Origin of the sequence: Nonomuraea guangzhouensis, from assembly GCF_019396345.1 — a bacterium.
Lineage (GTDB): Bacteria > Actinomycetota > Actinomycetes > Streptosporangiales > Streptosporangiaceae > Nonomuraea > Nonomuraea guangzhouensis.
In genome coordinates this window covers 13,184-26,856 of the sequence record NZ_JAHKRM010000047.1, presented here as the reverse complement: position 1 = coordinate 26,856, position 13,673 = coordinate 13,184, and the positions used below count along the sequence as shown (strand labels likewise).

Annotated in this window: 15 protein-coding genes and 1 tRNA gene; 1 reads left to right on the top strand and 15 read right to left on the bottom strand. The window is 71.0% G+C overall.

Annotated features, from left to right (window positions below; genetic code table 11):
* Positions 1–43: 43 nt before the first annotated feature.
* The 5 genes from KME78_RS56810 to KME78_RS56790 all read right to left on the bottom strand — a co-directional run bounded on the left by KME78_RS56810 (position 44) and on the right by KME78_RS56790 (position 4,179).
* On the bottom strand, positions 44–1,624 hold the full coding sequence (locus KME78_RS56810; protein WP_219538392.1) for a serine/threonine-protein kinase: 1,581 nt from the start codon (positions 1,622–1,624) through the stop codon (positions 44–46).
* Positions 1,625–1,831: 207 nt separating this feature from the next.
* A complete protein-coding gene (locus KME78_RS56805) occupies positions 1,832–2,137 on the bottom strand; it encodes a hypothetical protein (RefSeq protein WP_219538391.1) in 306 nt (101 codons plus the stop codon).
* A 284-nt stretch (positions 2,138–2,421) separates the two neighbouring features.
* Entirely contained in the window at positions 2,422–2,817 is a 396-nt protein-coding gene (locus KME78_RS56800; protein WP_219538390.1) for a VOC family protein, read from the bottom strand.
* A 189-nt stretch (positions 2,818–3,006) separates the two neighbouring features.
* Positions 3,007–3,083, bottom strand: a tRNA-Met gene (locus KME78_RS56795).
* 55 nt (positions 3,084–3,138) lie between these two features.
* Positions 3,139–4,179 carry an LLM class F420-dependent oxidoreductase gene (locus tag KME78_RS56790; RefSeq protein ID WP_219538389.1) on the bottom strand — a complete coding sequence of 347 codons (1,041 nt, stop codon included), beginning with the start codon at positions 4,177–4,179 and terminating at the stop codon, positions 3,139–3,141.
* A gap of 104 nt (positions 4,180–4,283) precedes the next feature.
* Here KME78_RS56790 and KME78_RS56785 point away from each other — a divergent pair, with 104 nt between their 5' ends.
* The gene (locus KME78_RS56785) at positions 4,284–5,171 is read left to right on the top strand and encodes an endonuclease/exonuclease/phosphatase family protein (RefSeq protein ID WP_219538388.1); all 888 of its coding nucleotides are present in this window, start codon (positions 4,284–4,286) and stop codon (positions 5,169–5,171) included.
* Here the strand turns inward: KME78_RS56785 and KME78_RS56780 are convergent.
* The 10 genes from KME78_RS56780 to ribD all read right to left on the bottom strand — a co-directional run bounded on the left by KME78_RS56780 (position 5,160) and on the right by ribD (position 13,522).
* A complete protein-coding gene (locus tag KME78_RS56780) occupies positions 5,160–5,723 on the bottom strand; it encodes a nucleotidyltransferase family protein (protein ID WP_219538387.1) in 564 nt (187 codons plus the stop codon). The genes KME78_RS56785 and KME78_RS56780 overlap by 12 nt on opposite strands.
* Positions 5,720–6,811 carry an XdhC family protein gene (locus KME78_RS56775; protein ID WP_219538386.1) on the bottom strand — a complete coding sequence of 364 codons (1,092 nt, stop codon included), beginning with the start codon at positions 6,809–6,811 and terminating at the stop codon, positions 5,720–5,722. Before KME78_RS56775 ends, KME78_RS56780 begins: the two co-directional genes overlap by 4 nt.
* Positions 6,804–7,874 (bottom strand): vWA domain-containing protein, encoded by a 1,071-nt coding sequence (locus tag KME78_RS56770; RefSeq protein WP_219538385.1) that lies wholly within the window; start codon positions 7,872–7,874, stop codon positions 6,804–6,806. The genes KME78_RS56775 and KME78_RS56770 overlap by 8 nt, the downstream gene beginning before the upstream one ends.
* A complete protein-coding gene (locus tag KME78_RS56765) occupies positions 7,867–8,733 on the bottom strand; it encodes an AAA family ATPase (protein ID WP_219538384.1) in 867 nt (288 codons plus the stop codon). Before KME78_RS56765 ends, KME78_RS56770 begins: the two co-directional genes overlap by 8 nt.
* Before the next feature lie 78 nt (positions 8,734–8,811).
* The gene (locus tag KME78_RS56760) at positions 8,812–9,264 is read right to left on the bottom strand and encodes a PH domain-containing protein (RefSeq protein WP_308127522.1); all 453 of its coding nucleotides are present in this window, start codon (positions 9,262–9,264) and stop codon (positions 8,812–8,814) included.
* A 20-nt stretch (positions 9,265–9,284) separates the two neighbouring features.
* Entirely contained in the window at positions 9,285–9,755 is a 471-nt protein-coding gene (ribH, locus tag KME78_RS56755) for a 6,7-dimethyl-8-ribityllumazine synthase (RefSeq protein WP_219538383.1), read from the bottom strand.
* Positions 9,752–10,969, bottom strand: a complete 1,218-nt coding sequence (locus KME78_RS56750; protein ID WP_246654740.1) for a bifunctional 3,4-dihydroxy-2-butanone-4-phosphate synthase/GTP cyclohydrolase II — start codon at positions 10,967–10,969, stop codon at positions 9,752–9,754. The genes ribH and KME78_RS56750 overlap by 4 nt, the downstream gene beginning before the upstream one ends.
* Positions 10,966–11,625 (bottom strand): nicotinamide mononucleotide transporter family protein, encoded by a 660-nt coding sequence (locus KME78_RS56745; protein WP_219538382.1) that lies wholly within the window; start codon positions 11,623–11,625, stop codon positions 10,966–10,968. The genes KME78_RS56750 and KME78_RS56745 overlap by 4 nt, the downstream gene beginning before the upstream one ends.
* Positions 11,622–12,212 carry a riboflavin synthase gene (locus KME78_RS56740; RefSeq protein WP_219538381.1) on the bottom strand — a complete coding sequence of 197 codons (591 nt, stop codon included), beginning with the start codon at positions 12,210–12,212 and terminating at the stop codon, positions 11,622–11,624. Before KME78_RS56740 ends, KME78_RS56745 begins: the two co-directional genes overlap by 4 nt.
* Positions 12,212–13,522: a bifunctional diaminohydroxyphosphoribosylaminopyrimidine deaminase/5-amino-6-(5-phosphoribosylamino)uracil reductase RibD gene (gene ribD / locus KME78_RS56735; protein ID WP_219538433.1), complete on the bottom strand. Its 1,311-nt coding sequence runs from the start codon at positions 13,520–13,522 to the stop codon at positions 12,212–12,214. The genes KME78_RS56740 and ribD overlap by 1 nt, the downstream gene beginning before the upstream one ends.
* Between the last annotated feature and the right edge of the window lie 151 nt (positions 13,523–13,673).

Below are 13,673 nucleotides of genomic sequence, written 5' to 3'. Positions count from 1 at the left end.
GGTCGCCGACGTCAGGGTTTCCGGACGTCGGCGTTTCCGGACGTCAGAGTTTCCAGTCGTCGAGGAAGTCCGCGAGGGGTCCGGAGGTGGGGACGTCGCCCTTCGCCTGGGCCTTGCGCAGGTCGCGGACGATGCCCGCGACCTGGTCGAGCGCCGGGCCGTCGTGGTTCTCCAGGGACTTCCTGGCGGCCTTCCTGATCTTGTCGTGGGCCTTTCTGGCGGCGCCGGGCTCGATGTCGCCGATGGACTCCTGAGCCGTCACGGCCTTGTCGAACTCACCCAGCCACTTCACCCAACCTCCGGGCGGGACGCTGTTGGCGAGCGTGCCCTTGGGGGTGGGTGTGGGGCCCACGGGATCGGTGGGGATGGGCGCGACGGACGTGCTCGGTTCGGGGGTCTCGGTCGGCACCGGGGCCGGGGCGCTGGTGGTGGGCGTCGGCGAGGACGTCGGCCCGGCCACGGGCTCACCGCGTGATCCCGACCACAGGATCAGGCCCACGGTGACCGCCGCGATCGCGGCCAGGGCCACGCCCAGTTGCACGAACAGCCGGCGGTTGGACGACGGGCCGGGTGGCGGCGCGTCGTAGATCGCGGTGTCGCCCTTGCGCGGGCCGTCACCGTCGTGGAACGCAGCGGGAGGCATGGCCTGAGTATCACCGATGCCCGCTCCGCCCGGGTAGGAAGCGACCTGACCCGTCTGCGGTGCGCCGCCCGGGTAGGGCGTGGCCTGACCACTCTGGGGCGCCGGGTGTGGGGTGACCTGGGGCGCTGGGTGAGGGATGGCCTGAGGGGCCGTGGCCGGGTGGGGCTGGGGCGCTGTGGACTGGCCGGGCTGGGAGCGGGGTGGCCGGGCGATGGCGGCCAGCGCTCTGCGTACCGGCTCGCCACCGGCCGGCCGGGCGGCGGGGTCCTTGGCCAGCATGGCCAGCACCAGCCGGTCCAGCTCGCCCGGCACCTCCGCCCGATGGCTGCTCGGCGGGGCGGGCTCGGCGTGCAGGTGCAGCTCGCCGACCTCTTCGGGCGACCCCTCGAAGGGCGGGCGCCCGCACAGCACCTCGTAACAGACGCACCCCAGCGCGTACAGGTCGGCGGGGGCCGCCCCGCCGCGTCCGTCGATCACTTCAGGCGCCCGATACCGTACGCCGTCATCCGACGGAACCTGGTCGGTCAGCCCGAACCCCACGACCTTGAGCACCCCGCTCCCGGCCCGCCGGAAGCTGTCGGGCCCGATCTGGCCGTGCACCACACCGGCCCGGTGCGCCGCCTCCAGCCCCGCGGCCGCCTGTCCGATGAGGTCACAGGCCTCCACGATGGGCAGCGGCCCCGCTGCCACCTCCTCACCGAGGCTCTCCCCCGTCAGGAACTCCATCACCAGGTACGGCGCTCCCTCGTGGTCGCCCACGTCGAGCACCATGGCCACGTTCGGGTGGATCACCCGGGCCACGGCCTGGGCATGCTGCCGGAGCACCTCGGGCGTGGCCGCCCGCGTGTCCAGCACCTTCACGGCCACGGTCCAGTCGGCGCGCTGGTCGTACCCGCGCCACACCTCACCCGTCGGCCCGCTGCCGATGAGCTCATCAAGCCGGTACCGGCCGGCGATCAAGGACGGCGTCGCGTCGGACATATCTCCGCCAATAACTCAGAAACGTCAATTTCCGCCCCACACTAGGCCCCCACGGGCCTCACCCGCCCCACAACACGGTCCGAAGGGATCAGGTTCCGGCGCGGCCCCTGTCAACCCACCGGATCGCGAAGGCGTCTCACAACACAGAGCCAGTACGGACGAGGGTGGTGGTGCTCACATTTCAGAGGCATAGGACGGGCCCGGGCCTCACGCCCGGGGCGCATCGTCCTCGGGCCAGTCCTCGGCGTAGATCAGCGCGAGCTCCTGCCACACTTCGTCCACCGGCCGTCCCTGCACCCGCGCGAGGTGCCGGACGAGCAGCAGGATGAGATGCAGGGACGCCATCGCGGCGACCTCCCGTGGCACCTCGTTGATGACCCGGCTGATCACCTGCAGGCCGACGGGGTCGCTGGTGTCGCCGCTCTCCCGTGCTTCCAGAGCGACGGTGACCATCGCCAGCACGGCGTTCATGTGCTCTTTGAGGAAAGCGCCCCGCTGAGGGCTGCCTGTCATGACTCATGCACCTTCCGGCATGGAGGGGTAGCGCCCTTGGGCGCCCGAACCAGCATGCCGTCTCAGCCGGTGCGATGCGCATCGATTCGCCCAGGAGAGCGCTTGCCGTCACGTGCAGTCTTTCTCACCCCACACCCGCCACGCCAACCGCCATACGCCCGGATTCGGTGACGGGCCAACCGACGGCGATTGTCCGCCCTTTCGGCGGACACTGTTGGCGAACTGCGCGTACGGTCGAGATGGCGGGAGACATCAAGCCGTGAGGGCCTTGTCCCCACGTGTGATCATCGAGGGCGATGGGCCCGGATATCCACAGGGCGTCCATCGGGATCGCGAGCCGTCATCGTCCATTGCGTGGGCAGCGTCTCGATCTGTCCGACTGACCGCCCGGCATCCAGAATCCGTTCGCGAAGCTCACACAGCTGTGCGTATGTGCCCACGCGCAGGCCCCAACCCGCCCGGTTCAGGGGATCAAGATCGAGGGCGGGGACAGTAGCGGTTTCGACGATCATCAGATGGTCGGCCCCGCCGACATCTAGGACTGCGATCCGAGGATCGGCAGAGGTTGCAGCGCGCTCGAACGCGAGCCTTGCTCCGAGCAACTCCGTGTAGTACGCCACGAGCCGGTCGAGTTCGGTCGTGGACAGTGTCAGATGGTTGATTCCGAGCAGATCGGTCATGATCTACCGAGCTTAGCTCAGAGGTCCCGGGCGAGTGATCATGACTGTCGACTCCGGCCAACCGGCGGCCGCAAGCGCCGACCGTAAGGGGTTGCGCGCCGAGAAAGGCGGTCCGAGCGAAGCGCGGCCCATTGTGCCTGGACGCGCGAAAAAGGCCCTCCAGGATGATCCTGAAGGGCCTTCTCGTCTTGGTAGCGGGGACAGGATTTGAACCTGCGACCTCTGGGTTATGAGCCCAGCGAGCTACCGAACTGCTCCACCCCGCGTCGCAAGAGAAAGACTATCGGGTCCCGAGGAGTGCTTCGGCCGCCCAACGGCAAATCAGGAGGCGATCTCCTTGATCTGCTCGATCAGTTTCACCCGGTCCTCGTGCGTCGCCCCGAACGGCGCGATGTTGAGCGTCGTCACCCCCGACTCCTTCATCGCCGCCACCCGGTCCCGCACGAACCCCTCACTCCCGATGAGCGACATGCTCTCCAGCAGCTCGTGCGGCACCAGCGCCGCCGCCTCGTTCTTCTTCCCCTCGAGGTACAGCTCCTGGATCGCCTCGGCCTCCTTCTCGTAGCCGTAGCGCCGAGCCAGATCGTTGTAGAAGTTGCGGCCCTTGGCGCCCATCCCGCCGATGTACAGCGCGGCCATCGGCCGGCCGAACTCCAGCAGCCCCGCCACGTCGTCGCCGATCGCCAGCGACGCCTGCGCGATCACGTCCAGCTCGCCGAGCTCGTCCTGCCGCTTGGCCCGCCCGGCGGCCAGCGACGGGCCCCACACGTCGGCGGCCTTCTCGGGGACGTAGAAGATCGGCTCCCAGCCTTCGGCGAGTTCCGCGGCCAGTTCGACGTTCTTGGGGCCGATGGCCGCGACCACGATCGGGATGCGGGGGCGTACCGGATGGTTGATGAGCTTGAGCGGCTTGCCGAGCCCGGTCCCCTGGTCGGACGGGAGCGGCAGCGTGTAGTGCTTGCCTTCGTACTCCATCCGCTCGCGCCGCCACACCCGGCGGCAGATCTCGATGATCTCCCTCGTACGGCCCAGCGGCGCGGTGTACGGCACGCCGTGGAAGCCCTCGATCACCTGCGGCCCCGACGCGCCGAGTCCCAGCGTGAAGCGCCCGTCGGAGACGTAGTCCATGCCCGCGGCGGTCATCGCCAGCAGCGTCGGGGTCCGCGAGTAGATCGGCAGGATCCCGGAGGCGATCTCCAGGCGCTCGGTCCTGGCGGCGATGTAGCCCATCTGGCTCACGGCGTCGAAGCTGTAGGCCTCGGCCACGAAGACGATGTCGAGGCCCGCCTTTTCGTAATCGGCCAGCTCGGCGACGGTCTCCTTGAAACCGCCGGAGTAGTTGAGTGCCATACCGATGCGCATGCCGGGCTCCCGATGAACCGAAGGATGAACCGAATGTTGTTCCGTTGCGACGGCAACAGGTTAGCGCGCCGCGTCACCTGCGGCGAGCGGCTAGCCTGGGTCGAATGCTGAAGCGCCTCGTCATCGTCGTGTCAGCCGTGCTCGCGGTGAGTCTGGCGGGGCACCAGCTGATCCCGGCGCTGGGTGGGTTCACTCCCGTGATGGAGAGCCTGCTGCCCTGGTTCGGGATCATCGTGCCGCTGCTGATCGTGGGCGCCCTCGTGGCCCGGTCGACGGTGGCCACGGTGGCGGCGCTCGTGCCGGGGGTGGTGTGGGCGGTGATGTTCGGCGCCACGCTGATGCGCACTCCGCCCGGCGGCCAGAGCGATCTGGCGGTCGGCACGGTGAACGTGGGCGTCACCAACAACGCCTCGGGCGAGGCCGTACGCCGCATCGCCGAAGACCTCGACCTGCTGGCGGCGCAGGAGCTCACCAGCGGCGGCCCGGCCGCCAAGCAGCTCAACAAGATGTTCAAGTACCACTATCCGGTGAGCACGGTCGGCTTGTGGAGCCGCTACCCGATCACCGAGACCAAGCCGCTCGACGTCGGCATGGGCTGGCCGCGCGCGCTGCGGGCCGTGGTGGCCACGCCCAAGGGCAAGGTCACTGTGTACGTCATGCACCTGGCCTCCGCCCGCCCCGGCCAGACCGCCTCGCGCGACGAGTCCCTGGCCTCCGCCCGCAAGCTCATCGACGCCGACCCGAGCAAGCGGATCCTGCTGCTCGGCGACCTCAACACCGCCACCACCGACCGGGGCATGCGGGGGCTCACCCCGCCGCTGATCGACGCGCAGGTCACGGCGGGCGACGGTTTCGGGTTCACCTGGCCGTCGGAGTTCCCGATCACCCGGCCGGACCACATCCTGTTCAAGGGGATGACGGCCACCAAGGCGGGGGTGGCCCCGGCGACGGGCAGCGACCACCGGGCCGCCGTCGCCTCGCTACGTCTCTAGCAGCGACAGGTCCCCGGGCGTGTCGATGTCCGCCGGGTCGCCCAGGCCGTCGCACGGCACCTCGGTGACCAGCTCGGGATGCGCCTTCAGGAACGGCCGCGCGCCCACGTCACCCACGGCCAGCGCGGCGACCGCACCGAAGTGGCTGCGGGCGATCAGCACGGGGTTCCTGCGCTTGCCGCCGTAGGTCGCCACGGCCACCTCGGCCTGGCCGGCGATCAGGGCGCGGACCGCCTCGGGCCTGATGAACGGCTGGTCCACCAGCGCGATGACCACCGAATCGGCCTCCTCGGGCAGCGCGGCCAGCCCCACTCTCAGCGACGAGCCCATGCCCGTCGGCCAGTCCGGATTGCGTACCGTCACCGCCCGACGCACCTGTACGGTCGCCGCGCCGAGCACGACCACCACGGGATGGCAGCCGCCCTCCTCCAGCAGCCGCACGCCCCGGTCGACCAGCCGTTCGCCCTCGTACTCGACCAGCGCCTTGGGCGTGCCCAGCCGGGCGCCCTGCCCGGCGGCGAGCAGCAGCCCGGCCACCCGGGAGCCTCTCATGGCGTCTCCTGGTGGATGCGCCCCTCGGTGTGGGTCAGCGGCCGTCCCGAACCGCCCCAGCGGAGCTGGATCAGCTCGGCGGCGATCGACACCGCCGTCTCCTCCGGGGTCCGGGCGCCCAGGTCGAGGCCGATGGGCGACCTCAGCCGGGCCAGCTCGTCCTCGGTCAGGCCCGCCTCGCGCAGCCGGTCCAGCCGGTCCTCGTGGGTGCGGCGGGAGCCCATGGCGCCGACGTAGCCCGCGTCGGTGCGCAGCGCCACCTCCAGCAGCGGCACGTCGAACTTGGGGTCGTGGGTGAGGACGCAGATGACCGTGCGCTCGTCCACCTGCACCGAGGCTAGGTAGTCGTGCGGCCACTTGACCACCACCTCGTCGGCCTCGGGGAAGCGCTTGGGGGTGGCGAAGATGGGCCGCGCGTCGCAGACGGTCACGTGATAGCCCAGGAACTTACCCACCCGCGCCACCGCCGCGGCGAAGTCGATCGCGCCGAAGACCAGCATGCGCGGCGGCGGCGCGAACGAGTGCACGAACACCGCGAGGTCGTCCAGCCGCCGCTCGCCCTGCCCGCCGTAGTGCCTGATGCCCGTCGCGCCCTGGGCCAGCATGCCGCGGGCGTCGTCGTCGACGGCCTCGTCGAGGCGGTCCAGGCCGAGCGTGCCGGAGGAGCGGTCCGGCCAGATGACGCGGCGGGCGCCCATCCGGCCGGGGCCGGAGACGATCGTGGCGACCGCCACGGGCTCGTGCGCCTTCACGGACGCCGAGATCTCCCCCAGCTCGGGAAACGTCTCGATCGAGACCGGCTCGACGAGGATGTCGATGATGCCGCCGCAGGTCAGCCCGACGGCGAACGCGTCGTCGTCGCTCACGCCGTACCTCTGCAGGACGGGGGTGTCGATCTCGGCGGCCAGCTCGAACACCGCGCCCTCGACGCACCCGCCGGACACGCTGCCGACCACCTCGTCGCCGCGTACGGCCATGGCCGCGCCGGGTGGCCGGGGGGCGCTGCTGAACGTGCTCACCACCGTGGCGAGCCCGAACCTGAGCCCCGACCGCCACCAGGGCATGATCTCCGTCAGCACATCACGCATCGGCGAGCCTCTCGCTCAGTTCCTCGAAGGCGGCCAGGCTGTGCCCGGCCACCAGATCGTCCAGGTACGGCAGGGCGGCGCGCATGCCGCCGGTCAGCGGCTGGTAGTCCGCGTATCCCTTGTGCGGGTTGACCCAGATGACCCGGTGCGCCTGCCGGGCCAGCCGGGCCATCTGGGTGCCCAGGAGCTCCGGATCGCCGCGTTCCCAGCCGTCCGAGGCGATCACCGCGATCGCGCCTCGCGCGCTGGAGCGGGTGAGGTACTCCCTGAGCTCCTCGCCGAGTCTGGTGCCGCCGCTCCAGTCGGGCACGGCCTTGGACACCTCGTTCAGCGCCGTGCCAGGGTCGCGGTGGCGCAGCTCGGCGGTGATCGGGGTGAGCCTGGTGCCGATCGAGTAGACCCGGGTGGCCCGCGGCTCGCTCCTGACCAGGGCGTGCGCGAAGCGCAGCAGCGTCTCGGCGTAGGGCGCCATGGAGCCGCTGACGTCCACCAGCAGCACGACGCGGCGCGGCCTGGTGGCGTGCCGCTTGCGCCGCAACCGCGCGACGTCGCCCTTCCTGAGCGCGTCCCGGATCGTGCGCCGCTGGTCCAGGACTCCCCGGTGCGCGGCCGCGAACCGCCGCGAGCGCCGCTGCGCGCGCCGGCCGCGCAGCAGCGACAGCATCCGGTGCACCTCCGCCCGCTCGGCCTCGGTGAGCCTGGCCACGTCCCGGTGCCGCAGGATCTCGGTACGGCTGGCGGTGCCGGGCACGGCGTCCGCCTCGCCCTCCTGTTCGTCCTGGTCGGCCGCGGCGGTGTGCCGGGTGACGGTCGTGGTGCTCGTACGGCTGACCTTCGCTGTTCTGCCGCCGAAGTAGGCGGCGAAGCAGCGGTCGTACCTGGGCAGGTCGTCGGGGGTGGCGCAGAGGGTGAAGCGGCCGGCCCAGTAGACCTCGGCCGGGGCGGTCACGTCGAGGTGGTCCAGGGCCAGCAGCAGGTTGCGGGTCCGCTCGTGGTCGGCGGCGACGCCCGCGGCGCGCAGTGTCCTGGCGAAGCCCGTCATGGTGCCGATCAGGTCATGCATGGTCGAGCAGCCCGTTGTCCAGGACGTTCTCGACGTCCTCGCGGTATTTCAGCGCGGCGCCCAGCGTGGCGGCGGCGCGGCCGGGGTCGAGCTCCTTCGCGCCCAGCGTGAGCAGCGCCTCGGTCCAGTCGAGCGTCTCGGCGACGCCCGGCGGCTTGACCAGCCCGGCCCGCCGCAGCCGCGCCGCCGCCTGGGCCACCTGTACGGCCAGCGTCTCGGTGCAATCGGGCAGGCGGCGCAGCAGGATCGCCACCTCCCGGTCGAAGTCCGGGTGCTCCAGCCAGTGGTACAGGCAGCGGCGCTTGAGCGCGTCGTGCACCTCGCGGGTCCGGTTGGAGGTGACGACGACCACCGGCGGCGTCCTGGCGCTGATCGTGCCCAGCTCGGGGATGGAGATCGTGAAGTCGGACAGCACTTCGAGCAGGAACGCCTCGAACTCGTCGTCGGCCCGGTCGATCTCGTCCACCAGTAGCACGCTGGGCTGCATCTCGACGGCCTTGAGCAGCGGCCGGGCGATCAGGAACCGGCGGTCGTAGATCTCGCCTTCGAGCCGGCCCACGTCGGTGATCCCGGCGGCCTCGGCGGCCTTGAGGTGGAGCAGCTGGCGGGCGAAGTCCCAGTCGTAGAGCGCCTGGGCGGCGTCGAGCCCCTCGTAGCACTGCAACCGGATCAGCGGCGCCTTCAGCAGCGCGGCCAGCGTCTTGGCCAGCTCGGTCTTCCCTACCCCCGCCTCCCCTTCGAGGAACAGCGGCCGTCCCATCCTGAGCGCCAGGAACGCGGCTGTGGCCAGTCCCTCGTCGGCCAGGTAGGCGTGCCGGTCGAGCAGCTCGATGAGCTTCTCTGGAGACTCGATGTCCATTGCCCTGATTGTCCGCCGCAGCACGCCTTCAGGCTACGCGCCGCTTGGTCCTCGCGAGAATTCTCGACGTGTTCGGCTCTAGTCCTCGCTCGCCTCGCCGCGTTCGCGGATCAGGGCCGCCAGTTCGGCCGTGGCCCGGCGGGCGCGGGCCTTCTCCGAGCCCTGGATGCCCATCGCGCCGATGCTGCGGCCGTCGGAGAAGTCCAGCTTGGGCCACGGCTCGCCGACCAGCAGGGTCACGTCCAGGACCTCCGGCCAGCTGTAGCGGTGGGTACGGATGGCGTTGACGATCGTCAGGCCCGTCTCGTCGGCCTCGACCCGCACCCGGCCCAGCAGGTGCAGGACGAAGGCCACGAGACAGCCGAACAGCACGAGCATGATCCGGTCCGGCAGCTGGAACGGCTCGGCGATGAGGGCGGCCATCACCACCGAGCCGAGGACGACCAGCGTCGCGAAGCCGTACGCGACGATTCTCCCCCGGCGGGGACGCCAGGTGATGGGCAACGGCGGAGGAGGCAGCGGATCGGACACGAACGGAAACCTACCGCAGGTCAGTGGAGGTCCCGCAGGAGGAGTGCGGTCTCCAGCGCGGCGACGGTCGACTCATACCCCTTGTCCTCCTTGCTGTCCGGCAGGCCCGAGCGGTCGAGTGCCTGGTCGAGGGTCTCGCAGGTGAGTACGCCGTTGCCGACCGGAGTCTCCTCGTCGAGCGAGATCCGGGTCAGGCCGGCGGTCACCGAGTCGCAGACGTAGTCGAAATGCGCGGTCTCGCCCTTGATGACCGCGCCCAGCGCCACCACCGCGTCGCAGCGGCGGGCCAGCGCCTGGGCGATGACCGGGATCTCCAGCGAGCCCGGCACCCGTACGACGGTGGCCGTGGCGCCGCTGTCGTCGCACGCCTGCAGCGCCCGGGCGAGGAGCTGGTCGGTGATCTTGGCGTGCCAGGATGCGGCGACCACGCCCACCGTCAGGCCCGCGGCGTCCGGCACTGCGGATACCGCGGGACGTCCCTGCCCGCTCATGAAGCCTCCGAGATGTCATGGCCGAGGCGGTCGCGCTTGGCCTTCAGGTAGCGCTCGTTGTAGGGGTTCATCGCCACCGGCATGGGCTCGCGGCCGAGCACCTTGATTCCGTAGCCGTCCATGCCCTTGAGCTTGGCCGGGTTGTTGGTGAGCAGCCGTACGGACTTGACCCCGAGGTCGGCCAGGATCTGCGCGGCGTTGGAGAACTCACGGGCGTCGACCGGCAGGCCGAGCTCGATGTTCGCGTCGACGGTGTCGCTGCCGTTGTCCTGCAGGCTGTACGCCCGGAGCTTGGCCAGCAGGCCGATGCCCCGGCCCTCGTGGCCGCGCAGATAGACGACGACGCCGCGGCCCTCCTCGGCGATCGCCGACATGGCGTGCTCGAGCTGGACCCCGCAGTCGCAGCGCAGCGAGCCGAACACGTCGCCGGTCAGGCATTCGGAGTGGGCGCGGACCAGGATGTTCTCGCCGTCGGACAGGTCGCCGTAGGCGAGCGCGATGTGCTCGCCGCCGTCGAGCGCGCTGGCGTAGCCGTAGGCCCGCCACATCCCGTACGCGTTGGGCAGGTTCGTCTCGGCGACCCTGGTGACCATGCTCTCGGTCCTGCGCCGGTAGTCGACCAGCTGCTCGATGGAGATGAGCGCCAGGTCGTGCTCGTCGGCGAAGGCCCGCAGCTCGGGCAGCCTGGCCATGGTGCCGTCGTCGTTGACGACCTCGGCCAGGACCCCCGCGGGACTCAGGCCGGCGATCCTGGCCAGGTCGACGGCGGCCTCGGTGTGGCCGCGCCGGCTCAGCACGCCGCCCTCGTGGTAGCGCAGCGGGAAGATGTGGCCGGGCCGGACCAGTTCGTAGGGCTCGGTGGCGGAGTCGGCGAGCGTTCGGATCGTCCTGGCACGGTCGGCGGCGGAGATGCCGGTGCTCACGCCGTCACGGGCGTCGACACTGATCGTGTACGCGGTGCGCAGCCGCTCCCGGTTCTGGAACACCATGAGGGGCAGGCCCAGCCGGTCCAGCTCCTTGCCCTCCATGGGCACGCAGATGACGCCGCTGGTGTGCCTGATCGTGAACGTGAGCAGCTCGGGAGTGGCCTTGGAGGCGGCGAAGATGATGTCGCCCTCGTTCTCCCTGCTCTCGTCGTCGACGACCAGGACGGGCTTGCCGTCGCGGATGTCCTGGATCGCCCGTTCGACCGGGTCGAGAATGGTCTCGGTCATGACACCACCGCCAGATCCCTGGGAGCGCCCTGGTACTCCCTCAGCCACTTCACGAAGCCGATCAGCACGAGCACGAAGAACACGCCGTAGACGGCGCCGGAGACGACCAGCCCCGAGCTGAACGCCAGTGGCACGCCGACCAGGTCGACGGCCACCCACACGATCCAGAAGTCGACCAGCGCCCTGCCCTGCGCCCAGGTGGCGACCGCGCTGCCGACGAAGATGTAGGCGTCGGCGGCCACCAGGAACGCGCCCTTCGGCAGCGGCACGGCGGCTCCCCACGACAGGTGCGTGACGAAGAACAGCACGCCGACGAGGGCGGTGCCCAGCACCATCACGCTGATGTAGCCGATGCGCTCCCGCGCCGTGGCCGGCCGCACGGCCAGCTGCTTGCCGTCCTGCGTGCCGCGCCGCCACGCCCACCAGCCATAGACCGCCAGCGCCCCGAACATCGCCTGCTTGAGCGCGTTGCCGGTGATGCCCGCGTTGATCGAGGCGATGAACAGCAGCACCGAGCCGGTGAACTGCACCGGCCACGTCCACATCGACTTACGTATCGCCAGCAGGACGGTGCTCAGCGCGGCGATGTTGCCGACCAGGTCCGTCCAGAGGACGTGCGTGCCGAATACCTCGAATCCGGCGTCAGCCCAGTTCACTGCTTGCCCACCAGCCTTTCCACATACTTCGCGATCACGTCGACCTCGATGTTCACCGTGTCGCCCACTGCGAGCTCACCCATCGTGGTCAGCTTCAACGTGGTGGGGATGAGGCTCACGCCGAAGCTGTCGTCGTCAACCGTGGTGACCGTCAGGCTGATTCCGTCGATGGCGATCGAGCCCTTCTCCGCCACGTACCGGGCGAAGGACTCGGGGAGGGAGAAGCGGAGGTTGTCCCAGTTCGCTCCAGGTTCCCGGGACCGCAGTACGGCGGTGCCGTCCACGTGGCCCTGCACGATGTGGCCGCCGAGGCGCTGGTCGGCGCGTACGGCGCGCTCCAGGTTCACCGCGGAGCCCGCGTCCAGGGCGCCGAGCGAGCTGCGGTCGAGCGACTCCTTGATCACGTCCACGGTGAACACGTCGCCCTGGACGTCCACGACCGTCAGGCAGACGCCGTTGACGGCGATCGAGTCGCCGTGGCGCGCGTCGGAGGAGACGATCGGGCCGCGGACGGACAGCCGCGCCGAGTCGCCCACCGCCTCGACGGCCACGATGTCGCCCTTTTCCTCGATGATTCCGGTGAACATCAACTCTCCTTGCGTGGTGGTGCGAGCACCGGCCGCGCGGTCAGCCGCAGGTCCGGTCCAATGGGGGAAATGTCGTCGAAGACCAGCCGGTGGGTGCCGGCGATGGTCGCCACGCCCGCGTCGCCGAGCGCGGCGGGCCCGGCGCCCAGCAGCGCCGGGGCCAGGTAGGCGATGACGCGGTCGATCAGGCCCTGGCGCAGGAACGAGCCCGCGAGCGTCGGACCGCCTTCCAGGAACACGCTGACGACCTCGCGCGCGGCCAGCTCGCGGAGGAGCGCCTCCAGGTCGAGGCCGCCGTCGTGGCGGGGCAACCGGATCAGCTCCGCCTTGTGACCGGCCTCGCCGGGACTGGTCTGGGCGAGGCCGGTCTCAGCGAGATCGGTCTGGGCGGGATCGGTGCGAGCGAGGCCGGTCTCGATGTCGTCGGCGACCGCGATGAGCGTGGGCGCCTCACCGTCGAGCACCCTGGCGCCGGGCGGTGTCCGCGCCTCGGAGTCGACCACGACCCGCAACGGCACCCGCGCGCCGGGCCGGGCGCCGCCACAAGGGCTCGCCGGATGGCTGGGGCCGGTAGAGCTGCTTGACCCGGCAGGGCCGGTCGGGCGGTCCGGGTCGGCCGGGTTGCCCTTCGGGCTCGGGTCCGCCGAGCCGCTCGAGTCGGCCGGGCCGCCCGTCGGGCTCGGGTCGGGTGGGTTGGTCGGGCGGGCGGTGAGGCGGGGGTTGTCGGTGAGGACCGTGCCGATGCCGGCGATGATCGCGTCGGACTCGGCGCGCAGCCGGTGGACGTCGGCTCGGGCCTCGGGGGAGGTGATCCACTGGCTGGTGCCGTCTGGGGCGGCCGACCTGCCGTCGAGAGTGGCGGCGAACTTCCAGGTCACGTACGGCCTGCCGAGCCGGGCGTAGGTGAGCCACTCGGCGTTGACCCGCTCCGCCGCCTCGGTGAGCACCCCGAACTCCACGGCGACCCCGTGCGCGCGCAACCTCGCGCCCCCACCGGCGGCCTTCGGGGTGGGATCGGCGACCGCCACGACCACCCGGGCGATGCCCGCGTCGAGCAGCGTCAGGCTGCACGGCCCGGTCCGGCCGGTGTGGTCGCACGGCTCCAGCGTCACGTACGCGGTGCCGCCACGCGCCCGCTCACCCGCCGCACGCAACGCGACGACCTCGGCATGCGGGCCACCGGCGTAGGCGTGAAACCCCTCCCCCGCGACATTCCCGTCGGCGTCGAGCACGACGCAGCCGACCACGGGATTCGGGCTGGTGGCCCCGCGCCCACACGCGGCCAACTCGACGGCCCGCGCCATGTGCATAGCGTCAGTGACGGCCCGCGCCTCGCGAGCGTCGCCGGAGATGGCAGGCGCCTCGCGTGCGGAGTCAGTGACGGCCTGTGCCTCGTGGATGGCGTCGTTGACGGCACGCGCCGAATGCGCGGCGTCCTCAGCGGGTGTCTCCACCCCGGGC